Below are 22991 nucleotides of genomic sequence, written 5' to 3' on the forward strand. Positions count from 1 at the left end.
AACCTGTCACAGTGTGGTCAACACGGCAACCTGAACCGAGCACGAGGGAAACCTTCGATGACAGATGACACCAGCCCGACGGAGCCGACCCTAGGCATTGGGATGGTGGGTTACGCCTTCATGGGCACGGCCCACTCCCAGGCATGGCGCAACGCCGTCAGCTACTTCGACGTGCCGCGGCCGCCTCGCCTCACCGCCATCGCCGGGCGCAATCACGACGCCGTGCGCGCGGCCGGCGCCAAGTTCGGCTGGCAGCACGTGGAGACCGACTGGCGGGCATTGATCGCCCGTGACGACGTCGACCTCGTCGATGTCTGCACGCCGGGCGACACCCATGCTGAGATCGCCATCGCCGCCCTCCAGGCCGGCAAGCACGTCCTCTGTGAGAAGCCCCTGGCCAACACGGTGGCCGAGGCCGAGGAGATGGCGGCGGCCGCGGCGGCCGCACGATCCCGCGGGGTCCGCTCGATGGTCGGCTTCACCTACCGGCGGGTCCCGGCGATCGGCCTGGCCCGCACCCTGGTGGCCGAGGGCAGGATCGGCGAGGTCCGGCACGTGCGTGCCCAGTACCTGCAGGACTGGCTGGTGGACCCGAACGCGCCGATGTCCTGGCGGCTGGACAAGGACAAGGCCGGGTCCGGGTCCCTGGGCGACATCGGCGCCCACATCGTCGACCTGACCCAGTACATCACCGGGGACCGCCTGACGGGGGTCAGCGCGATGGTCGAGACGTTCGTCCCGAGAAGGCCGCAGGCCGAGCCGTCCGCGGGTTCCGGAAGCAAGCTCGGCGGTCACGTCGACGCCGGTCGGGACGTGGCCATGGGGGAGGTGACTGTCGACGACGCCGCCGTGTTCCTCGGCAGGTTCGGGGGAGGCGCCCTGGCGACCTTCGAGGCCACCCGCTACGCCACCGGACGCAAGAACGCGATCCGGATCGAGATCAACGGCTCCACCGGATCGCTGGCGTTCGACTTCGAGGACATGAACCTCTTGCACTTCTACGACGGCACGGAACCCGCCGCGACGGCCGGGTTCCGCCGGATCGTGGTGACCGAGCCCGAGCACCCGTACGTGGCGGCGTGGTGGCCGCCGGGCCATCTGCTCGGTTACGAGCACGGCTTCACCCACCAGGCGGTGGATCTGGTCACCGCGATCGCCGAGGGCCGGGATCCGGAGCCGTCGTTCGAGGACGGCCTGCAGATCCAGCGGGTGCTCGCGGCCGTGGAGCAGAGTGCCGCAAAGGACAGCATCTGGACGCCGGTGGCCGGCTGAAGGCGACCCGGACGCGTTCAGGGCCAGGCGGAAACCAGATCGTCAGGGTCGAAGGACGCCAATCCTTGAACCGTGCTTCCGCTCCGTGACACGGCCACGAGCGGCGTCGATGCATCGGCCCCAGGCATCCGGTCGCGGTGGGCCGCGAACGTTAGTAATGCTCGGTAGCGCAATCCTTGCCCGCCCATGTCATTGGGGGTAGCCCCACCCCGGCTTCTAGCGCCAGCACTGCTGTTCTTGGAGCTCGTCGTCCGTAGCGTCGTGAGACATGAACACGATCACCGCCGAGACCGGCACCGTACGTCCAGATGCCGCTCCACGGAAGCGCTATGTCAGCGACTACACGGAACTGGCGAGGGAGGTGCGCGAGGCGGGCCTGCTGCGGCGTCGGCCGCTGTACTACTTGCTCCGCTCGGCGATTCTCGCCGTGTTGCTGGGGGCATGTGTCGCGGCGGTGGTCGTCGTCGGCCAGTCCTGGTGGCAGCTGGCGTTGGCGGCGATCCTGGGTGTCTTGCTGACCCAGGTGGCCTATCTCGGGCATGACGCCGCGCATCGCCAGATCTTCGCCTCGGGCAAGCGCAACGAGTGGCTAGCCCTGGTCATGGGCAACGTGGTGGTGGGCCTGAGCCACGGCTGGTGGATGTCGAAGCACACCAGGCACCACGCGAATCCGAACAAGGTCGACGTCGACCCCGACGTGGAGCCGGGAGCGCTGGTCTTCACCACGGACGTCTCGGCCGAGCGGCGCTGGAAGCGCGGATTCGGCGGCTGGTTCGTAGCCCGCCAGGGCACGCTGTTCTTCCCGCTTCTGCTGCTTGCCGGGCTCAACATGCACATCTCCGGCATCCGCACCGTGTTCGGTCGCGGGCCGGTCAAGTACCGCGCGATGGAGATCCCGCTGCTGCTCTTCCGCCTGGTGCTCGTGCCGGCGGCGCTGTTCTTCTTCCTGTCGCCCGGCCTGGCTGCCGCCTTCCTCGGCGTCCAGCTGGCCGTCTTTGGATTCTGCATGGGGGCGACGTTCGCGCCGAACCACAAGGGCATGCCGATGATCCCCACGGACGCCAGCGTCGACTTCCTCCGTCGGCAGGTGCTGACCAGCCGGAACGTCCGCGGCAGCCGGGCGATGGATGTCGCGATGGGCGGGCTCAACTACCAGATCGAGCATCACCTCTTTCCGAGCATGCCCAGCCCCAATCTGCGCAAGGTCCGGCCGCTGGTCCGGAGATACTGCGCGGAACGGGACGTCCCGTACGCGGAAGCGAGTCTGCTGGAGTCCTGGGGGATCGTCGTCCGGCACCTCAATCAGGTGGGCCTGGGCGACGCCGACCCGTTCCGGTGCCCGCTCGCCGCCCAGCTCCGTTCGGGCGGGTGAGGCCTGCCTGGCGGATTCGCGCCAGTCGGAGGAGCCCGGCACCGGTCAGGTAGGCGGCGAGTGCCCAGAGGGGGAATCCGGTGACGTCCTCGTAGTCGCGGTCCGCCATCGCGATCGAGAGCAGCCCGGCGACAACACTCACGAGGCCCAGGGTGGTGATGACCCGCCACGCGGCTGCCGTCAGCTCGAACCCGCCGGCGAGCACGGCGTCGCCCACCGCGTGACCCCGGCCCGGTCCGCCGCCCGAGCGCACCTCAAGCCGAGACGTGGCCGTCACGAGCGCGGCGAGCACCACCGCGCAAGCGGCCAGCCAGGGGATGCGCAGCAGGAGCCAGGCACCGGAGTCCACGTCGGGCTCCGGCATGACGCCAGTGCCATACAGCACCACGGCGGTGGCGACGGCCGCGGCCATGTGCCACAAGAAGACGGTGAGGATGACCGCGTTCACTGCCACGACGGCCGTCCACGGGCGTCCGCGCTGGAGCAGGCGGTTGGCTGGCCCGCGGAGAGCGAGCGCGACAGCTGTCTGAATCAGACCGAGGAGCACGAGGGCGAAAGACGGCGGAGAGGTGTTCTGAAGTTCTTCACCCGGAACGCCGACCATGCTGACCGGGTACGGGCCGAAAGCCGTGAGCCAGACAAGGAGCCCGAGACCCGCCGCGCCCGCCGCGGCCGCGTACGCCGGGCGCGGCCGCAGCGAGCCGTCCTGCCAGGAGAATCCCAGCTGGTGAAAGATGAGCCACACCAGCAGGAAGTTCGCAGACCCGATGAGGGGCACACCGTACCCGAGCCGAGCCACGTCGAGCAGAAGGACCACCGCGGCAACAGCGGCCGGAAAGGCCAGCCCGTAGCGGCGATGGACGGCGTACAACAGTGGCGCGAGGAAGACCAGGCTCAGATACGCGGCGAGGAACCACAGCGGAATCGAGGCTGCCCAGATGCCCATCGCCACGAGGTCGGGGTCGACGCCGAACGCACGTGCCGTGAAACCGGCGGCAGTGACGGCCACGAGAAAGAACGTCGTGGGCCGGAGCAGGCGTGCGCTTCGGTTCAGCAGCCACCCGGCCGCGTCACCCCCGGACCGGTGGTGGGAACCGAGTGAGGCTCCGTTCGCGAATCCGCCGACCAGGAAGAAGATCGGCATCACCTGCAGGGCCCATGTGACCGGGTGTGACCAGGACAGCTGAGAGAGGGCGTTGGACCCTTCGACGCCGTCGTCGGTGGTGACCACCACGGCCGTCCAGTGCCCGGCGACCACCACCGAGATCGCGAGAGCCCGTAGCAGGTCGACGTGGCGGTTGCGGTCGTCCGGCGTCTTCTCGGCCGCTTGTTGCACGCCTCGGGTCAGGCTCATGTGGCGGTGTCACTCTCCCTGTGGTGGCCCTTTGGTTTCTGCCGTTACCCAGATTGGCGGCAGATTTCCGCGCTGTGTCTTGACGGTGACCTGGGCCACAACTACGATCCTTCGGATCCGGTATATCGAACACGATCCGAAATTTCGGACGCATGGCCGGTGAGGCAATTCTGTGTGACCCGAGGACCACGGCTACACGGGGGCGAGAGGAGCACCAGATGTTAGCGTTAACAGCACGCGGATGGCGACAAGGCGCGGCGTTGATCGTGGCGGCAGGCCTGCTGGCCGCGACGGGATGTTCGGGCGGCGACGGCGGGAACAGCATCGCTGATCTCGACAGCGCAGAGGCTGACGGTGGCGCGACGGATCAGCAGACGATGGAGGCTGACCCAGGACACGAGGGTGAGGACGTCGAGCTGGAGTTCTGGACCTTCGTCGACGCCCACACGGACTTCATGATGGCGCGAGCCGAGGAGTTCAACGAGGCGAACTCCGATTACAACATCGTTCTCAACGCGTCGACCGCGGACTACGAAGAGATGCACGACCGGCTCCTGATCGCGTTGCAGTCGGGTACCGGCGCGCCGGACATCGTCGACATCGAGATCCAGCGGTTCGCCACCTTCCTCCGTGGCGAGGTCCCGTTGCACCCGCTCAACGACATCGTGGACAACCATCGGGACCAGCTGGTGGAGGAGCGGCTGGCACCGTACCAGTCCGACGGCGTGGAGTACGGGATCGACTACCACCTTGGCACGTGGGTCATGTATTACAACAACGCCATCCTCGAGGAAGCCGGCGTCGACGTCGACTCCATCGTCACCTGGGACGATTACATCGAGGCGGGCAAGCAGGTGGTGGAGAACACCGACGCCATGATGACGTCGGTGGAGACGACGGACCGCTTCTCGGTGATCGGGCCGATGCTGCAGAACGGTGGCGGCACCTATGACGAGAACGGCGAGATGATCCTCGACAGCCCGGAGAACGTCGAGGCTCTCCAGCTGATCTCGGACATGGTCCACGAACACGAGATCGCCGTCGTGAGCGAGGGCGGCATGCACCACGAGACCGCGTACTACGAGGCGTTCAACTCCGGCAACTACGCGTCGGTGTGGATGCCGCAGTGGTACGTCACGAGGTTCAAGGACTTCATGCCGGAGACCGAGGGCGACATCCTGATCCGGCCGATGCCGGAGTTCGAGCCCGACGGCTTCATCAGCACCATGGGTGGTGGCACCGGCACGGCCATCACCACGCAGATCGACGAGGGCAAGCTGGATGCGGCGAAGCAGTTCCTGGAGTTCGCCAAGCTCACCTACGACTCCCAGGTCGCGCTGTGGACCGAGCTCGGATTCGATCCCTTCCGCGAAGACGTCTACGACGACCCTGCCCTGACCGAGCCCGACCAGTGGTTCGGCGGCGAGCAGGTGATGACCAACCTGCGCGACATGTTCGACCGGCTCGCGCCCGAATACACCGGGCCGAGGTACCCGGAGATCATCCTGCAGCTGCGCGACATCGTCGCCTATGAGGTCATCCAAGAGGGCGGCTCGCCCCAGGAAGCACTTGAACGGGCGGCCCAGGAAATCCGGTCGATGGACTGATCGACTGTCATGGCGACGCTGACGACGGCCCGCGCGGACCGCGCGGGCGCGAGATACAAGACTCCGTTCTTTCACCGCCCGTGGGTGGTGGCGATGGTGTTCCTGCTCCCGTTCCTGGTGCTCTTCGGGGTGTTCCGGGTATACGCGGTCGGCTACGCGGTGGTGCTCAGCTTCCAGGACATCGAGGGCATCGGACTGACTGAGTGGGCCGGCCTCGGCAACTACCGGAGGCTGTTGACGGACAGCACCTTCTTCACGGCATTGCGCAACACCACCCTGTACACGGCGGGCACGCTGCTGGTGCTGATTCCGGTTCCGTTCATCCTGGCGGCCGTGCTGCAGTCCAAGCTGGTGGCCCGGCAAGCGATGTTCCGCTCAGCGCTGTTCCTACCGGTATTGACGTCGCTGGTCGTCGTCGGCGTCGTGTTCTCCCTGCTGTTGACCACGAACGGTCTGGTGAACAGCTTCCTCGGGCTCTTCGGTGTCCCGGCGCAAGGTTGGCTGGAGACGCGGAGCCTGGCGATCCCGGCGATGATCCTGATGGCCACCTGGCGGTGGACCGGTATCAACATCATCTACTTCACCACGGGGCTGTCCAACATCCCCCGGGAGCTCTACGAGTCGGCCTCGGTCGACGGCGCCGGTGCGCTGCGTAAGTTCTGGCACCTGTCGGTGCCGTTGTCCAAGCCGATCATCCTGTTCGTCACCGTCCTCACGATCTTCGGCGGCTTCCAGCTTTTCGTGGAGCCGCTGATCCTCTGGGGCACTGGCGGGGGTCCCGGCCAGGGCGGCCTGAGCGTGGTGGTGCATCTGTACCGGACGGCGTTCACCTCGTTCCAGCTGGGATACGCCTCGGCGATCGGCGTCGTGCTGGCCGTGATCATCATGGCGTTGTCCCTGGTCACACTGAAGCTCTTCGGCTTCTTCAAGAAGGAGGAGTGAACGAGAAGTGACCCCTGAGAAGAAGGCACAGACCGGCAGGACACGGGGACCGGAAGTACAGGTGACGGAGTTGTCCGAGGATGGCACGGAGCGCTCGTGGCCGAATGGCCTGCACCCGGACGGCCGTCGTCGCCGGCTCCAGGGCGGGTACAAGAAGGTGGTGGCGACCGCCCTGGTGGCCGTCGTCGCCATTCTCTTCCTCATCCCGTTCTACTGGCTTCTGGTCAGCGCGTTGCGGCCGGCGAACCGGATCTTCGCCGACGCGGGGAGCTTCTGGCCGTCGACCGTCACACTCGACAACTTCCGGGCGCTGTTCGACCTGACGCCCATCGGCACCTGGTTCGTGAACTCCGTCATCCTGGCAGCCGGATCGGCCATCGGTTCGCTGATCGTCGTGACGATGGCGGCATATGCCTTGGCCAAGATTCGTTTCCCGTTCCGCAACACGATCTTCGTCGGCATCCTGGCCTCGCAGATGCTCCCGTTCCACCTGCTGCTCATCCCGTTGTTCCTGCTGATGATCGACCTGAGCCTCATCGACACCCACCTCGGCGTGATCGTGCCGATGCTGGCCCACCCGTTCGGCCTGTTCTACATGCGGCAGTACATGCTGGGTCTGCCTCAGGACGTGTTCGACGCCGCCCGGGTGGACGGGGCGTCGGAATACCGGATCTTCTTCGGCGTCGTGGTGCCCATGGTCAAGCCGGCCCTGGCGACGCTGGCGATCATCTTCTCCCTCGAACAGTGGAACGATCTGCTGTGGCCGCTCATCGTCATGCGTTCCGAGGAGAACTTCCCGCTGGCCGTGGGGATCACCACGCTGGTCGGTCTCTACCGGCCCCGCTGGGACCTTGTCATGACCGCGGCCGTGCTCGCGGTGATTCCGATCATGATCCTGTTCTTCCTCATGCGTAGACAGTTCATCAACGGCCTCGGCCAGTTCGGCACCGGCAGCAAGTAGCCCCCTGCGGAAAGGAGCACGACATGGTCATGTCCGAAGGCGCCCGGCACGGTGGCAGATCCCGCTCCTGGCGCACCGTCCGTGCGCTCTTGCTGTCCGGATGCCTGCTGGCGTCGGTGGGCCTGGTGCACTCCAGCGCCAGCCCGAACGCTCAGGGGCCGCCGCCGCGCGGCACCCTGGAGATGACGGGTGACATCGGCGACTTCATCCCCGGGGTGGTCGACGACCCGGTGCACGACCCGGCCGTGATCAGGGACGGCGACACGTACTACGTCTTCTCCACCGGGATCCTGCGCAACCCCGGCGATCCAGGCGGCATCTTCGTGCGCCGATCCACCGGAACCCTGGCCGGCCCGTGGGAGTCGCTGGACGAGATCGCGGTGCCCGAGTGGACCCGGGAGTACGGCCACAACCACCTTTGGGCGCCCCAGGTGGTCAAGCGGGGCAACACGTTCTATCTGTACTACGCGGCGTCGTCGTTCGGCCGGAACACGTCGGCGGTCGGGGTGGCGTCCACCACCACACCCGGCGATCTGGACAGCTGGCAGGACCACGGGCCCGTCGTCACCTCGCAGCAGGGCGTGCACGACTACAACGCGATCGACCCGCACGTGTTCACCGCGGGCGGCCGCTGGTGGATCGCGTTCGGCTCGCACTGGACCGGGGTCAAGCTGCAGGAACTGGCGTCCATGACGGAGCCCACCGGCCCGGTGTACTCGCTCGCCGACCGCGGAGTACCTCCGAACGCCGTCGAGGCACCGACGATCTTCAAGCGAGGACGCTACTACTACCTACTGACCTCGTGGGACCGCTGCTGCGCCGGAACAGACAGCACATACAAGGTGGCGGTGGGCCGATCCCTCGACGTCACCGGCCCCTACCTGGACCGGGACGGCGTCCCGCTGCTCGAGGGCGGCGGCACCGTCGTCCTGGAAAGCCACGCCGACCAGATCGGACCGGGCGGGCAGGACGTCATCCTCGACCGCGGCATCCACTACCTGATCCACCACTACTACGACGCCGGCGCCGACGGCGTGATCCGGATGCAGGTCAGAAGCATCGACTGGCAGGACGGCTGGCCCAGCTTCGATCTCGAACAGCGACGGGGCGCGTCCACAGGCAGATGACCCACACGATGGAAGGTGCACGCGGATGAGATGGTCGCGCAGGCCGGCCGAGACGGCACGTTCGGCACAACGACGATTCCTCCCTGCCCTCGGGGTGACTGCGGCGGTCGCGCTGCCGGTGTCGCTGCTGGTTCCCCAGGCGGTGGCGGAGACCCCGGGCGACGCTCCCGCCTCTGGCCAGGTCCCCCTGACCGGCCAGGTGGCCGTGCACGATCCGACGCTGTTCACCGACGGTGAGCGATACTACGTGGCTTCGACGCACAACTCGGTGCGCAGCGCACCCACGCTAGAGGGGCCGTGGACCACCCACGGGAACGTCCCGAAGGCAGACTGGACCTGGGACGTCAGCGGGGGAACGCTGTGGGCGCCGCATGTGGTGGAGATCGACGGCACGTTCCACTACTACTACTCGCAGTCCAACTTCGGCTCGAACGACTCCGCGATCGGCCTGAAGACCACCACCACGCCCTGGGACCCGGACAGTTACGAGGACCATGGCGCCCCGATCATCACCTCCGGCGACGTCGACCCCGGCGGCGCCACCCACAACGCGATCGACCCCGTGGTCCACCAGGACGAGAGCGGCGTCTGGTGGATCATCTGGGGCTCCCACTTCGACGGCATCATGGCTCAGCGTCTCGAGGACGACATGGTGACCGTCACCGGCGAGATCCATCTCCTCGCCCACCGCGGAAGTGATCGGTTCCCCGTCGACGAGCCCGCGTTCAACCGGATAGAAGGCCCCGCCGTCTTCGAACGCGACGGCTACTACTACCTGCTGACCGGCTGGGACTGGTGCTGCCGCGCCAACGGCGACGACAACACGTACAAAATCGTGGTGGGCCGCTCGGAGAACATCCACGGCCCGTATGTCGACAAGAACGGCGTACCGCTCGCCGAGGGTGGCGGCAGCATCATCCTGAACAGCCGGGTGGCGCAGCCCGGGGCGACGCCCGCCGGGCTCTACCGGGCGCCCGGCGGGCCGGACGTCTTCACCGAGGACGGCGTCCACTACCTCGTCTACCACGCCTACCGGCCACAGAACACGATGGCGATCCGCCCCATGGACTGGCACGGTGGCTGGCCGTACTTCGACGAACCGGGCGGCGGCCCCTACGACCTCGACGACCGCGCCTATTACCGGCTGGTCAACCAGGACGGGATCATCACCGATCCGGACAGCCTGCAGAATCCGGTGCCGAGCGAACGCTGCCTGACCGCGGCCGGGGACGGCGACGTCGTCCAGAGTGACTGCGACGACGGTTCCCTGGACCAGATGTGGGAGTTGCAGATGGACGTCGACGGCTTCTGGCGGTTCCGGAACATGGGCCAGACGTCAGGGCACTGCCTGGCGATGGCCGACGGCTCCGGCGACGAAGGCACCGACGTCGTGGTTGTCCCCTGCGAGGACGAGGGTGACGGCGAGCGCGACGCGCCTCGGCGCTGGTACCTCGACGACACTGGGCACGGATTCCACCGCCCGGTGGCGGAGCGTGCCAACCTCGCCCTGGAGGTACAGAATGTCGACGGCGTCATCGGGACCGACGTCGTCGGCGGCTACCGGCGAGACGGTGACCACCAGGCCGGCAACCTCACCCAAGCCGCGAAGTGGCCGCCGCAGCAATGGCAGCTCGACAGGCAGCCCGTCGACGCAGCCCTTCTTCTCGCGGCCTTCGACGGCTTCGTCGCCGACGGCAGGGTCGTCGGCCATGCGCCCGGCCGTGCCGAAGCCGATGCCGGCGACCGCCGGCTGACCGCCCTGGGGAACATGCTGACGAGGGCCGCTGGCCTGATCGAGGCCGAAAGCTATGACGAGGCCCGCACCCAGCTGACCGATGTGCGCAAACGTATCCACCGATCCGGGGAGGTCCGGCCGTACCACTTCGCCACCGGTGAGGACGCGGCCACGCTGTATGCACTGATCGAGGAACTGGAAGATGCGCTTCCCTGAAAGAAACGTGTGTTGTGAACCGGAGCGCTGAAGAATGGGTTGCTGTGAAGACCAATGGTGGCGGGGGAGCGGACGACGGAACGGCGCGACCGGAGCGGCAAGTGCCGGCGGTGAGCCGGGCGATCGACATCCTCGGGCTGTTCCTCGACGGGAAGGGGCCGCGATCCGTGCCTGAGATCACCGCGGAGCTCGGCCTGCCCCGCAGCTCGGCCTACGAACTGGTCCAGACGCTGGTGGCGAAGCGGTGCCTGCGCCCGGTCGACGAGAACGTGCACCGATACCAGCTCGGGTTGCACCTGTTCGAACTCGGCAGCAGTTACATCGAGGGCATCGACCTTGCCGAGCAGGGCGGCGAGGTGGCCCGCGAGGTGGTCGCGCGCTGCGACGAGACCGTGCACGTGGCGATGCTCGACGGCGCCGACGTCGTCTATGTGGTGAAGGCGGACAGCTCGCAGGCGGTCCGGATGGTCTCGGCGGTGGGTCGCAGACTACCCGCGCACTGCACCGCCGTGGGCAAGGTGCTGCTCGCCGGACTCCGGGACGAGGAGGTGGCACGGCGATACGAGCAGGTGACGCAGTGGGTGCGGATGACCCCCGGCACCATCGCCGGCCTGGACGAGCTCCTTCGTGAGCTGGACGTCATCCGGGAACGCGGTCTCGCCTTCGACGAGTTCGAGTCCAACGTCGACGTCCGCTGTGTGGCAGCACCGGTCCGGGACGCCAGCGGGGCCGTGGTCGCCGGGCTGAGCATCTCCGTGCCCGGGCAACGCTCCGATCAGATCGACGGAGAGCTCGCCCGGCTCGCGGCCGAGGCCGGCCGGGCATTGTCAGCGCGGCTCGGTCACCGGGATCCCGGCGACGTCAGGACCGCGGCCGGTGGTTCGAACTCATGGTGAAGGAGTCCTCTATGCACGCCACCCGATCGTTTCTCACCTCCCTCGGCCTGCCCCGAGGCGACGTGGGTGAGCTGCCGACGTCGGACACGCGCTTCGCCGACGGGGCACAGTACCGGGTGGAGATCCCGTCGGTCGAAGGGCCGGAGGCCTTCGAGACCGTGCTGGCGGCGGCCGAGGAGTATGGCGTCCGAGTGCACCGGATCAGCCAGGGGAGCGGCATCATGCTGCTCACCGACGCCGACATCGAGCGGATGGTGACGCTCGGCCGCGAGCACGACGTCGAGGTGTCGCTGTTCACCGGCCCGCGCGCCGCCTGGGACGTGGGCGCTCAGGCCGGATCCAGTTCTGGACGCGTCCTGGGGTCCAGCCTCCGAGGCACCGATCAGCTGGTCTACGGCATCGAGGACGTGCGGCGCGGGTGCGAACTGGGGGTGCGCAGCGTGCTGGTGGCCGATGTGGGGCAGCTGTGGGTCCTGGCGGAGATGAAGAGGGCCGGTGAGCTCCCGACCGACCTGGTGCTGAAGGTTTCGGTCTCACTGCCGGTGGCCAATCCCGCGACGGCCCGGGTGCTGGAGGACGTCGGCGCGTCCACCCTGAACCTCCCCGTGGACCTGACGCTGCAGGACATCGCCGCCATCCGGTCCGCGGTGTCGGTGCCGCTGGACATCTACATCGAGGGGGCCGACGATTTCGGCGCCCCGGTCCGGCACTACGAGCTCCCGGAGATCGTCCGCGTGGCCTCACCCGTCTACGTGAAGTTCACCGTGCGAAACGCGCCGAATCTGTACCCGTCCGGAGGCCATCTGCGCAGACTCGCGCTCGACACGGCCCGGGAACGGGTCCGTCGCGCGGCGATCGGCCTGGCGATGCTCAAGCGGTACTACCCCGAGGCCGACGGCGGCTGAGGCGCGCCCCACTTCCGAATGATCATGTAAACCATGTTTTCTCGTGCTTCACCAGGGCTGCAGCCCTGGTGAAGCACGAGAAAACATGGTTTACATGATCATTCGGAAGGACGTGTAAGCGGAGGGGTGATCCGGTTCAGACGTCGGTGCTCAACGCTCCGCGGACCACACTGTTTCCGGAGTGGGACGGGTCGCCGTCGAACGCTTCGACCGACACGTCCACAACCGGGAACTCGTCGAGTTCCAGCCCGTCCGGGACGGCCAGCGTGATGGTGTCGCCATGGAGGACGCCCAAGGACACCAGGCCGGTGGCATCCGGAGTGAGCAGCCATACCTGGAGGAAGCCGTCGACCACGGGGGAGGAATCGAGCTGTACCTCCAACTCCCGCTCGCCGTTGACGTCGATCACCGACGCACTGCCGGCGATGGTGTACTCGGCCAGCGGATCCAATTCCGCCCGTGCGACCACGGCAGGCTCATCGTCGGGCTGTAGCGCCTGCCAGCCGAGCACTCCGCCGATGCCGGCCGCGATCCCGGCGACGGCGGCGGCCAAGACCCACGCCATCCGTCCACGCGGGCCGCGGGATTCGGCCTCCGGCGCTGGCGCCGGCTCGGCCGTGGTACTCGGTGCCCGTTCAGCTGGCGGTTCCGCGCTGGTCTGCGCGGCGATGTTCTCCCACACGGCAGGCGGTGGTGCGATGAGCTCGTGATCGGGCCCGAGATCGCGACCGACAGCGACGACGTGGCGCAGCGATTCAAGCTCGCGGGAACACTCCGTGCATTCCTCCAGGTGACGAGCAGCCTGCTCTGGGATCGTCTCACCGAGTGCACGCAGGGCGATGAGATGGGAGTCAACGTGTGGCACCGTCCACCTCCAGCCTGCTGCGAAGTCGCTTCAACGACCGCCGGATGTGGCTTTTCACGGTGCCGACCGGGAGGTCGAGGGATTCGGCGATCTCGGTATGGGTCAGCTGTCCGTAGAACGCCAGCCGGACGATGCTGCCCTGGGGTTCGCCGAGCTGGGCCAGCTCGTCGGCGAGCACCAGGCGGTCTGCCAGCGAGTTGATCGAATTCTCCTGATCCTGGCTTCCAGTGGCCCTCGCCGCGGTGGCGGCGAGTCTGCGGTCCCGTTCCCGGGCAGCCCACGCGTCGGCGATCTTGTTCTTCGTGATGCCTACCAGCCAGCCTCCCAGGGAGCCGCTGCGGGGATCGTACCGGGCACGCCCGCGCCACGCAGCGATGAAGACCTGCTGCGTCACATCGGCCGCCTCGTCGGCGTTGCCGAGAGCCCGCAGGGCCAGCGTATGCACCAGGGGACCATGTCTCCGGTAGACGTCGGCAAGTGCTGTCTCGTCGCCGCCGGCGAACCTCTCTGCGTGAGCGTTGTCCGCCGAGAACTGGTCGGCTTGGCCTGGGTCTTCATCCGGTCCCACGGCGCGCTCAGGCGCGTACGGCCGTGACGACGGTGTTCTCGGAGTAGCTGCCCGCGCGCTCGTCAAAGTCCCCGCCGCAAGTGATCATGACCAGCCTTTCCTCGCCGCCACGGTGAAAGATCTCGGCCGTTGGCAGCTCGGACTTGGCGAAGCTCTCCACACGATCGACTATATACCGGACATTTCGGTCGTCGGTGGTCTCGATGACGACCTCGTCGCCGGGTGCCGCCTCGCCCAATCGAGCTAGTTGCCCCAGGCCGTACCCGGCCGAGTCGACATGTCCGGCCAGCACCACCGACCCCTGTTCGTCGCCCGCGGCCGCGCCGTACATGTACCAGCCGAGGACGTCGGGATTCTCGGGAAGCTCCATCTGCCCGTCCGGTTCGACACCCACCGGCACGACCTCCGCGTCGATTCCCGCCGCCGCGAGCGTGACGCGTTCCGGTGGCCGCACATCGGGCAGCGGAGGCGGTGTCGCCTGGTTGCGCTCGATCACCGGACGGTTCTCGGCGGGTTCCAGGGCTTCGGCGCCCGGCCGCACATCGGCGGAGATGCTCGCAACGGTCTTGCCGGCGGTTCCGGTGGGCTCGGTCCACGCGGTGAGGCCGGCCGCCGTGATCGTCGCGATCACGGCAGCCAGCCCGGTCACCGTAGCCGGCAGCCACAGGGTTCTCCGGTTCACCTGGAGGCGTGTCCGGCGCTGCTGCGGCGGCGGTGGAAAAGGCTCAGGCCCACGACGCCGAGGAGCGCGGCAGCGCTGACTCCCCACCAGAGTCCGGCCGAGCCACCGCTGTCGAGCAGTCCCGCTTCGCCGGACGGGACTCCGTCGGGAGCGCCGTGGAGACCGTCGATGGTCTGCACCGCGAGGTCGAGGTTCTCGTCCTCCGCGCTGCCCCAGGCGTAGACGATGGTGCTGGTGCCTTCGGCCAGGTTCAGGTCGGCGGGGCCGAGCACGACGTCGTCGGTGCCCGCCAGCACGACGTCCGCGGAGACCGACCCAGCGTCGACGTCCGCTGTCGCCTCATCCGGATTCGCCAGACCTTCGAACGTCGGTGTCTCGTTCACCCGGACGTCCACCTCGGGAGCGGCGGCGGTGTGCCGGACAGTGACCCGTGCCTTCCCCGCGGCCAGGTCGCCGGTGTCGTTGACGAAGACCGAGGCCGTCGGAGCTCCGCCTTCGTCGAGATGAGCCACGATGGTGGCGTTGGCTCCGGCTGGCACCTCCACGCCTGAAGCGTCGATGGCCGGATCCCCTTCCGGCCCGTCACCGTCGGCGAAGACAGCGATGTCGTAGGTGCCGGCCGGCAAGCTCAGCGGATCGGTGAGCGTACCAGGCTCGAAATCCGGGATGAGCTCATCGCCGTTCGCGTACACGTCCACGGTGAGACCAGGGACGGCGTGCAGGACTGAGACCGTCGCCTCGTCGTTCGGCTGGGCACCCGCACCGGTGGCCGCCAAAGCGACGGCGAGCGGTGTGGAGACGGCGATGGCCGCGATACCTCGGCGCATGGTGTTCCTCCTTCGAAGAGCGTGAGTGTTCTTACTCCTCACTTCAGAAGAAGGAGAGCGTTCGGATGCACGGCTCGCCATTTTTCTCAGCCGGATGGGGCGAGACAAGCCGGCTGCCTGTCCCGCCCCATCGTCAGGGTCGCGTCAGAAGCGGAGCCAGGTGCCGATCAGGCCCTGCTGCTCCACCCCCGCGACGCTGTAATCGCAGACGCCGCCGGCAAAGATCTCCGTCAGCCGCTGCCACTGCCCGGCGGTGAAGTCGGTCGCGTAGTCGGCCGGGTCCGGCTCCTTGAGCTGACATTTGATGATGTCCGCCGCGATGCTCTCGCCTGCCACCTCCCGGGGGAAAGACGCCGACGGGTAGAGCTGCTCACACTCACTGGCCGGGTCGCGGTCCAACGGCTGGGCGATGAACTCCGGATTGGCGTCCCGGGTGTTGCACCCTTCGACCAGTTCGGCCGGGCGGGCGTCGGCGATCTTGTCGATCTTCGGCCGTGCCGTTGTGTCCTCGGAGATGCCGGCCAGCCACCGGTCCATCTGGGTGATGGCGTGCCGCAGCAGCGGGCTGTTCGTGCTGAAGTTGCCGTAGCGCCGGTCCTCCAGCAGGCTGACGTGGTTCACGGCGGTGCCGTTGGCGTTCTCCAGCCGCTCGCGCATGGAGAACGTGTGGTAGCGGACGTGGATATCGCCGTTCGGGTTGTCGTCCTGGTAGGCGCGGTAGTCGATGATCGGCGTCTCGGCGAGGCCGCCGCCACCGTTGGTGAGTCGTCCGGTCTGGTACGCCGCCCGGGCAGCTAAGAGGTCAGCCTCGGAACGTTCGGGGCGCATGTTGGCGTCGTTGTCGAACCCGCCCACGTCCTGATTGAGGTCGAGGAACTGGTCAACGGAGATCACGCCGTCGTTGAGCGCCGCCAGCCCGTACTGGATGCCGACGTTGTCCAGGGGGCGCCGGGCGAACCCGGTCTCCGGGTCGGTGCCGTACACGTTGACTGCGTGGTCGTAGACGCCGCAACGTACGCCCGTGGGGTTGGTCTCCGGGTGGTACCGCTCGGTGATGGGTACGATCGCGCAGAAGTCGGTCGGTGAGATACGCCGGGCGCCGTTGGAGACGTTCGGTGCGGTCGCATAGGTCTCGAAACCGGTCACGGCCCGTTTCTGCTCCTCGGTCCACTCGTCCGTCGCGGTGTTGCTGAAGTACGTGTGCAGCAGCCACGCGTCGGTGATGAAGTTGACCGTGCCGAATCCCACCTCGGGGAAGGATGCCCCGACGACGATCCCATCGAAGATGCCCGGGTAGTTGTCACTGATCTGGTGCCCCTGGTACGCCCCGCCCGAGGCACCGTGCCCGATGAGGTGATCCACCGGGCCGTAGCTCTCGACGAAACGTTCCTTCACCATCATCGCCGACTCCGCCGCCGTCAGGTCGGAGCAGTTCACCCCGAACACGTTCAGCGATGACGACATCACCGCATAGCCCTCACCCAGCATGAACGCGTTGGTGACGCCACCGGTGCGGTTGCCCTGCTGGTACCAGCCGGTGGTGCAGCCGCCGCCGAGGGTGTAGATCGCCGCACCGTTCCATCCTTGGGGCCGGGTGGTGAAGTCCGGCTCCGGCTCACCGATGGGGTCGTGCAGGATGGTGGTCTGGTAGATCGCGCGATTGACCGTTCCGGTCTCCATCCGCACGATGAACGGCACCTCCGCGCCGTCCCGGGTGGTGGTGGTCGCGAGGTTCTCCGGGTACGACGACGCACCGTCCGGCCAGGGCGTGAAGCCGCCGCTTGTCGTCCGGTAGAAGTAGTCCACCCGGGTCTCGATCGAACAGTCCTCGTCGATCGGCTCACCGAGGTCGCCACCGAGCACCGGCATCTCGAACAATGTTGTCCGGCAGGCGAACGGCTGCTGGTGCGGTCCGGAGAACACGGGGCCCTGGCGGGGGTGGTTGGTGACCGTCAAGGATGTCCGCCGTGTGCTGTTGCCGGGCCCGCGAGCCTCGATGGCGGTGTCGCCTTCGGCCAGCCCCGTCACCAGACCGGTGAGGGTCCGTCCGGACTGGTCGGCGGTGAACGCGTCAGTGATGTCGGTGCCGCCGGCGGCGACCGTGACCCGGTGCATCGGCGTCGCGGCCGGCACGTCGATACGCACCAGCGCGTCGCCGCCGGTCACCATGTCGGCGCGACCGGACACGACTGAGATGCCCAGCTCGGGCCGGGCAGCCTCCTCAGGGCTGCTCGTGGCGGCGAGGGGAGCCGCGAGCGCCGCGGTGAGCGTGACGACCAGCGCGCCGGCGAGTAGGTGTGATCTGGATCGGTGACGGGACATGGGCGGATCCTTTCTGATGGGGGGCAACAGAAGGCTGACCAGCAGGCGGTCAGAGACTCAGGCCGAAGACCCACGTGGCCAGGCCGTACATGGCGAACAGGACGAGCACCAGCGACACGACGTTGAGCCATACGCCGCCGCGGATCATCTGGGCGATGGTGACGTGGCCGGAGCCGAATGCGATGGCGTTGGGTGGTGTCGCCACGGGGAGCATGAACGCCAGCGTCGCCGCCAGCGCGGTCGGCACCACCAGCGCCATCACATCCATGCCCAGGCCGACCGCGACCCCGCCCATGATCGGGAGGAACACCGCCGCCGTGGCGGTATTGCTCGTGAGCTCGGTCAGCAGCAAGACCAGCGCGGTGATGGTGAGAATCAGTACCCAGACCGGAAGCGCGTCGAGCCCTCCGACCCGCTCGCCGATCCACGCGCTCAGGCCGGAGCCGCTGAACTGCGATGAGAGGCTCAGGCCGCCGCCGAACAGGATGAGGATGCCCCAGGGCAGCTTCACCGCGGTGTCCCAGTCGAGCGCGGCGATGCCCTTCTTCCCGTCCACCGGAATGAGGAACAAGGCCACGGCGACGGCCATCGCGATCCCGCCGTCGCTGATGTTGTCCAGCCAGGGCAGCGCGCCGGCGATGGATTCGTTGTCGGCGGCAAGCGGGATGACCACCCAGGACAGCGCCGCCGCCACGAACACCGCCAGCACGGTCCACTCGCCGCGTGAGATGGGACCGAGCTTGTGCAGCTCGGAACGGATCAGCTCGCGACCGCCGGCCAGCTCCTTGATCTTCGGCGGGTAGACGACCCTGGTCAGGATCAACCAGGCGATGAACAGGAAGACCGCCGCAAGCGGCACACCCACGGCCATCCACTGGCCGAAGCCGATGGTGATGCCGTGGTTCTCCGACAGGTAGCCGCGCATGAGCGCGTTCGGCGGGGTGCCGATGAGCGTCGACACGGATCCGATGGAGGCGGAGTAGGCGATGCCGAGCATGAGGGCGGTGGCGAAGTTGGTGTCGCCCTTGCCGTCGCCCACCTGCATGACGAGCGCCAGCACCGACAGGCCGATCGGCAGCATCATCACCGCCGTGGCCGTGTTGGAGACCCACATGGTGATGAGCCCTGTGGCCAGCATGAACCCGGCGATCAGCATGACCGGGCTCGTGCCCACGGTGGCGACGATGGCCAGGGCGATGCGCCGGTGCAGGTGCCAGCGTTGCATCGCCAAGGCCAGCATGAAGCCGCCCATGAACAAGAAGATGATGTCGTTCGCGTACGGAGACGCGACGTCGGACATCTCGGCCACGCCGAGGATGGGGAACAAGACGAGCGGAAGGAGAGCGGTTGCCGCCAGCGGTATCGCCTCGGTCATCCACCAGGCGGCCATCAGGGCGGCGATCGCCGCGGTCGTCTTCCCCTCCGTGGAGAGTGTGTCCGGCAGGAAGATGTACAGCCCCAGGGCGAGCAGCACGCCGAGGGCCAGCCCGATGCGCTTGCGCACGATTGCCCGCTGGCCGGTCTCTTGCTCGTCGTCCGTGACCGACGGCTGCTCGGGAGTTGCGGTGGTACTGGTCGTCATGGTCATACCTCCTTCGCTGAGGGGGCGGCGACGGTGTCGCGGCGGTCACCGCAGTGTGACGGGGGTGTGAGGGTGGGGACGTGGAGTGATTCTGCTTACCGCTGTGGGGGCCGACAAGATCGCTGAGGGAAACTTCAGGTTCCTCTGACATTCGCTCCTGGCCCTCTGCACGCCGCATGCTGCCGGAGAGGGACCGGCGCGAGGGCGGAGGCCGTATGCTTCGGCGCATGCAGTCGGCAGCGCTGAGCCGCCGCGCCGTCCTGGCCGCGGCCGGTGGGGTACTTCTGGGATGTTCCGGGGACGCCCCCGCCGATCTCGCGGACCTGCGGCTGGCGACCGGGCCGGAGGGCGCTGTCTACCGGCGGATCGGCGGCGGGCTGGCCGAACTGATCGGCGATCAGCTCCCGGGCACCAGCGTCGTCACGGTGCCGAGCCGTGCATCCACGGACAACATCCGCATGCTGCTTCGGGGCCATGCCGACCTCGGACTGTCCAGCCTGGATGCCGTGATCGGGCCTGACGGCCTGCCGCCGCGAGGGATCTCGGCGCTGTGCCGCCTCTACGACAGTTACTTGCATCTGGTGGTGCTGGACGGCTCCCCGATCCGGTCTTTCGCGCAGCTGGCCGGCCACCGCATCTCCTTCGGCGCGCGTGACTCCGGGACCGAGTTCACCACCCGCCGGCTAGTGGAGCTCACCGGGATCGAGGTCACCGGCGACACGCTCAACCAGGCGGAGTCGGCCGCCGCTCTCGTCTCGGGCGACATCGACGCTCAATTCTCCCTCACCGGCATCCCCACGCCCGCGATCAGCCAGGTGGCGGCAGAGCATCCGATCAGGCTGATCGAGCTGGCCGATCAGGCCGGCCAGCTCGCCCGGGTGTATCGAGGGCCGTACATTCCCGCGACGATCCCGGTCACCGCCTACGACGGCGTGCCCGCGACACCGACGGTGGCGGTGCCGAACGTGTTGCTGGCCCGCGACGGTCTCCGCAGCGACGTCGTGTATGCCGTGGCGGAGACGATCTTCACCCGCGCGGGCGTGCTGACCACCGATCGTCCGGACGCGGCAGCGGTGCCCGAGGCGTGGCAGATCAACGTGCGCACCGGCATCTCCACCGGCTCCATCCCGCTGCACCCGGGTGCCGCCGAGTGGTTCCGCGACCACAAACGCTGATTCCCTTCGTCACCTGATCGTCGTTTTGTCACCTGATCGTTTTTGAGTCGGCGATCAGGTGCACTAATGACGGGTTTGTGCGCCGGTGTGTCATCTGATCTCGTCTCGCATGGTGGACGCCGAATGATCAGGTGACGTAAAGCGGGCAGGGGCCGGTGCTTTGTCATCTGATCCGGAAGACTCCGGGGCGGCGGGCAGGGCGACGACGGCGGCCAGACCGCGGCCCTCCGCGCTGGGCAGGCCGGGCTCCAGGCGCACTCGTCCCCCTGCGGCCTCGACGAGTTCGGCGCAGATCGCCAGCCCGAGGCCGGTGCCCGCCGTGTTCTGGTGCCGGGGCGAGCGCCAGAACCGCTGCAGGGCGCGGGTGTACTCGCCGTCGCCGAGCCCGGAACCGTCGTCGCTCACCCTGATCTCGACCAGACCGCGCGATGTCTGCGGACCTCCATGGGCAGGGGCGGACTCGGCGGCCGCCACCGATACCCGCCCGCCGCCGGACAGTCGCAGAGCGTTGCTGACCAGCTCGTCGAGCACGCTTCCCAGCCCACCCGGCGGCTCGAGCACCCGCAGGCCTGGCGGCACGTCCATCTCCAGCGCGAATCCGGCGGAGGCGGCAAGCGCCCTCCACCGGCCGGCTCGCGTCATCAGGACTGTGTCGAGCTCCACCGGCACGGCGCTTCGCATACTCTCCATCCGGGCGGCCGCGAGCAGCGAGTTGAGCATCCGGTGCATCGCCTTCGCCTCGTCCACGGCGATCGCGTGGGCTTCCCTGGCCGCCGGCCGGTGCAGGTGCGGCTCGAGGTTCTCGACCGCCAGGCGCAGACTTGTCAGCGGGTTGCGTAGCTGGTGAGAGGCGTCGGAGACGAATGCGCGCTGCCGTTCGGAGGCGTGCTCGACGGCGTCCATCATGGTGTTGAACGACGTCGCCAACCGGCGAAGCTCCACGGGGCCGTTGACGTCGTTGGCGCGGATCGTCAGATCGCCTTTGGTGATGGCATCGGTGGCGCTGTCCAGTTGCCGGACGGGCCGGAGCACCCATCCGGAGACTGGCCAGGCGACCGCGGCCAGCGCCACCAGAGGAAGCAGACCGAGCGCGGCCAGCTGACCCCACCGCTCGAGGATGCCCGCCCGGGTCCGGTCGGTGGGGGAGACCGTGACCACGACGCCCACCACCTCGCTGTCCCGGCCCACCGGCTCGGCGACGATCAGCGGCCGGTCGTCCCAGGGCCACCGCACGCCCGGTGGCTCCGGGCGGTACCCGGCCAGCGCGGCGGTGACGATGCCGGACAGCTCCGGGTGTGCCTCCCGAGCGGCCTCGAACGACGAGCGGGAGCCGAGTAACACGGAGCCGTCGGGCTCCAGGAGCGCGGCCGGTATCCGGTAGAGGTCCTGATAGCGCTCCAGCTCGAGCCGGAGCGCCTCGGTGCGGCCGCTGGACAACGCCGTCTCCGCGAGCGAGGCGAACCGGCCGGCGTCGTTGAGCCGGTCAACGTAGGTCTCCTGGATCTCGCGTTGCGCCACCGTCGCCGCCAGCGGCACGCCCAGCGCGGCCACGAGCAGGACGGCAAGCGGGACGAGGACGACGAGCAACCGGTGGCGCACGTGACCTACTCGCTCGCCGCTGCGGCGTCCGGTTCGCGTGCCATCTGCAGCCGGTAGCCGACGCCGCGGACCGTGCGGATGGGCACGTCCGTACCCAGCTTGGCGCGCAATGCCGCGATGTGGGTGTCCAAGGTGCGGGTCGACGACTCCCAGGTCGCCCCCCACACCTGGTCCACGATGATGTCGCGGCTCACCACGGCCGGGGCGCGGCGGGCGAGCAGGAGCAGGAGTTCGAACTCCTTGCGGGTCAGTGCGACCGGACTCCCCTGGACGAGGGCTTCGCGGGTGTCGGGTTCGATGGCGAGCGGGCCGAGCGAGAGCGGCTCGTCCTGCTGGTTGTCACCGCGGGCCACTCTGGTCCGGCGGAGCACGGCGTCGATGCGGGCCAGCAGTTCGGGAATGCCGAACGGTTTGACCACGTAGTCGTCGGCGCCGAGACGGAGACCCCGCACTCGTTCGTGTTCCTCGGCCCGCGCCGTCACGGCGATCACCGCCGTCTCCGGCCGCTCCCGCAGCTCACGCAGAACGCCGAGGCCGTCGGCATCCGGCAGGCCGAGATCGAGCAGGACGACGTCGGCCTGCGGGGCGAGCAGCGCTTCCGCGGCCGTGGCGACCCTGCTGACCTCGAAGGAGGCATTGGTCAACACGGTGACCAGGCCGCGCGCCACGCGATCGTCATCTTCGACGACAAGGATCCGCATAGAGGCACATCGTACGGCTTCCGGCGTCGGGCCACGCCCCACGTATGCGCGCCCCGACCCCGATCCGAATGATCATGTTAAGTAGGTTTTCTCGTGCTTCACCAGGTCTGCAGACCTGGTGAAGCACGAGAAAACATGGTTTACATGATCATTTGGGGCTCTTGTGACATGTCCGTGGGTGGGTTGAGCGTGTCATAGCAGCGCACGCCGTTCTTTCCGCCTAGGTTTTTGATTGTCGAAGATCAAAAACAAGGTGTGAGGAGAACGGCGTGCGTGGCGCTAG

At 67.9% G+C, this 22991-nt stretch carries 19 protein-coding genes; 10 read left to right on the forward strand and 9 right to left on the reverse strand.

The features are described 5' to 3' along the window. Nucleotides 1–57 precede the first annotated feature (57 nt). Complete coding sequence (locus tag G1H11_RS20960) at nt 58–1272, forward strand: Gfo/Idh/MocA family protein (RefSeq protein WP_163820540.1); 1215 nt, start codon at nt 58–60, stop codon at nt 1270–1272. Between the two features lie 268 nt (nt 1273–1540). Next, the gene (locus tag G1H11_RS20965; RefSeq protein WP_163820541.1) at nt 1541–2644 is read left to right on the forward strand and encodes a fatty acid desaturase family protein; all 1104 of its coding nucleotides are present in this window, start codon (nt 1541–1543) and stop codon (nt 2642–2644) included. Here G1H11_RS20965 and G1H11_RS20970 read toward each other — a convergent pair. Beyond that, entirely contained in the window at nt 2571–3998 is a 1428-nt protein-coding gene (locus tag G1H11_RS20970; protein WP_163820542.1) for an acyltransferase family protein, read from the reverse strand. The genes G1H11_RS20965 and G1H11_RS20970 overlap by 74 nt on opposite strands. Before the next feature lie 218 nt (nt 3999–4216). On the opposite strand from G1H11_RS20970, the gene G1H11_RS20975 reads away from it, so the two are divergent. The 7 genes from G1H11_RS20975 to G1H11_RS21005 are packed head-to-tail and all read left to right on the forward strand — an operon-like array spanning nt 4217 to nt 12387. Next, nucleotides 4217–5605 (forward strand): ABC transporter substrate-binding protein, encoded by a 1389-nt coding sequence (locus tag G1H11_RS20975; RefSeq protein WP_163820543.1) that lies wholly within the window; start codon nt 4217–4219, stop codon nt 5603–5605. Between the two features lie 9 nt (nt 5606–5614). Further along, the gene (locus G1H11_RS20980) at nt 5615–6547 is read left to right on the forward strand and encodes a carbohydrate ABC transporter permease (protein ID WP_163820544.1); all 933 of its coding nucleotides are present in this window, start codon (nt 5615–5617) and stop codon (nt 6545–6547) included. 7 nt (nt 6548–6554) lie between these two features. Continuing rightward, on the forward strand, nt 6555–7508 hold the full coding sequence (locus tag G1H11_RS27240) for an ABC transporter permease subunit (protein ID WP_163820545.1): 954 nt from the start codon (nt 6555–6557) through the stop codon (nt 7506–7508). A gap of 23 nt (nt 7509–7531) precedes the next feature. Further along, a complete protein-coding gene (locus G1H11_RS20990) occupies nt 7532–8635 on the forward strand; it encodes an arabinan endo-1,5-alpha-L-arabinosidase (protein ID WP_163820546.1) in 1104 nt (367 codons plus the stop codon). 25 nt (nt 8636–8660) lie between these two features. After that, nucleotides 8661–10586 (forward strand): family 43 glycosylhydrolase, encoded by a 1926-nt coding sequence (locus G1H11_RS20995; protein ID WP_163820547.1) that lies wholly within the window; start codon nt 8661–8663, stop codon nt 10584–10586. 44 nt (nt 10587–10630) lie between these two features. After that, nucleotides 10631–11482, forward strand: coding sequence for an IclR family transcriptional regulator (locus G1H11_RS21000; protein ID WP_216843998.1), 852 nt, complete (start codon nt 10631–10633; stop codon nt 11480–11482). 11 nt (nt 11483–11493) lie between these two features. Then, nucleotides 11494–12387, forward strand: a complete 894-nt coding sequence (locus G1H11_RS21005; RefSeq protein ID WP_163820548.1) for a U32 family peptidase — start codon at nt 11494–11496, stop codon at nt 12385–12387. A 136-nt stretch (nt 12388–12523) separates the two neighbouring features. On the opposite strand, the gene G1H11_RS21010 is transcribed toward G1H11_RS21005, so the two are convergent. The 6 genes from G1H11_RS21010 to G1H11_RS21035 all read right to left on the reverse strand — a co-directional run bounded on the left by G1H11_RS21010 (nt 12524) and on the right by G1H11_RS21035 (nt 19233). After that, on the reverse strand, nt 12524–13252 hold the full coding sequence (locus G1H11_RS21010; RefSeq protein WP_163820549.1) for an anti-sigma factor domain-containing protein: 729 nt from the start codon (nt 13250–13252) through the stop codon (nt 12524–12526). Further along, entirely contained in the window at nt 13239–13820 is a 582-nt protein-coding gene (locus G1H11_RS21015) for a sigma-70 family RNA polymerase sigma factor (RefSeq protein WP_163820550.1), read from the reverse strand. Before G1H11_RS21015 ends, G1H11_RS21010 begins: the two co-directional genes overlap by 14 nt. A gap of 7 nt (nt 13821–13827) precedes the next feature. Next, nucleotides 13828–14502, reverse strand: a complete 675-nt coding sequence (locus G1H11_RS26080) for a sortase domain-containing protein (RefSeq protein ID WP_163820551.1) — start codon at nt 14500–14502, stop codon at nt 13828–13830. After that, a complete protein-coding gene (locus G1H11_RS21025) occupies nt 14499–15329 on the reverse strand; it encodes a DUF4397 domain-containing protein (RefSeq protein ID WP_163820552.1) in 831 nt (276 codons plus the stop codon). The genes G1H11_RS26080 and G1H11_RS21025 overlap by 4 nt, the downstream gene beginning before the upstream one ends. 144 nt (nt 15330–15473) lie before the next feature. Then, nucleotides 15474–17651 carry a DUF6351 family protein gene (locus G1H11_RS21030; protein WP_163820553.1) on the reverse strand — a complete coding sequence of 726 codons (2178 nt, stop codon included), beginning with the start codon at nt 17649–17651 and terminating at the stop codon, nt 15474–15476. Between the two features lie 49 nt (nt 17652–17700). Continuing rightward, on the reverse strand, nt 17701–19233 hold the full coding sequence (locus G1H11_RS21035) for an SLC13 family permease (RefSeq protein ID WP_163820554.1): 1533 nt from the start codon (nt 19231–19233) through the stop codon (nt 17701–17703). A 227-nt stretch (nt 19234–19460) separates the two neighbouring features. Here G1H11_RS21035 and G1H11_RS21040 point away from each other — a divergent pair, with 227 nt between their 5' ends. Beyond that, entirely contained in the window at nt 19461–20408 is a 948-nt protein-coding gene (locus G1H11_RS21040; protein WP_174257848.1) for a TAXI family TRAP transporter solute-binding subunit, read from the forward strand. 90 nt (nt 20409–20498) lie between these two features. Here G1H11_RS21040 and G1H11_RS21045 read toward each other — a convergent pair whose 3' ends face one another. Beyond that, nucleotides 20499–22007: an ATP-binding protein gene (locus tag G1H11_RS21045; protein ID WP_163820555.1), complete on the reverse strand. Its 1509-nt coding sequence runs from the start codon at nt 22005–22007 to the stop codon at nt 20499–20501. Nucleotides 22008–22012: 5 nt separating this feature from the next. Further along, nucleotides 22013–22708, reverse strand: a complete 696-nt coding sequence (locus tag G1H11_RS21050; protein ID WP_163820556.1) for a response regulator transcription factor — start codon at nt 22706–22708, stop codon at nt 22013–22015. Nucleotides 22709–22991 lie beyond the last annotated feature (283 nt).

The organism is Phytoactinopolyspora alkaliphila, assembly GCF_010550695.1.
Taxonomy (GTDB): Bacteria; Actinomycetota; Actinomycetes; order Jiangellales; family Jiangellaceae; genus Phytoactinopolyspora; species Phytoactinopolyspora alkaliphila.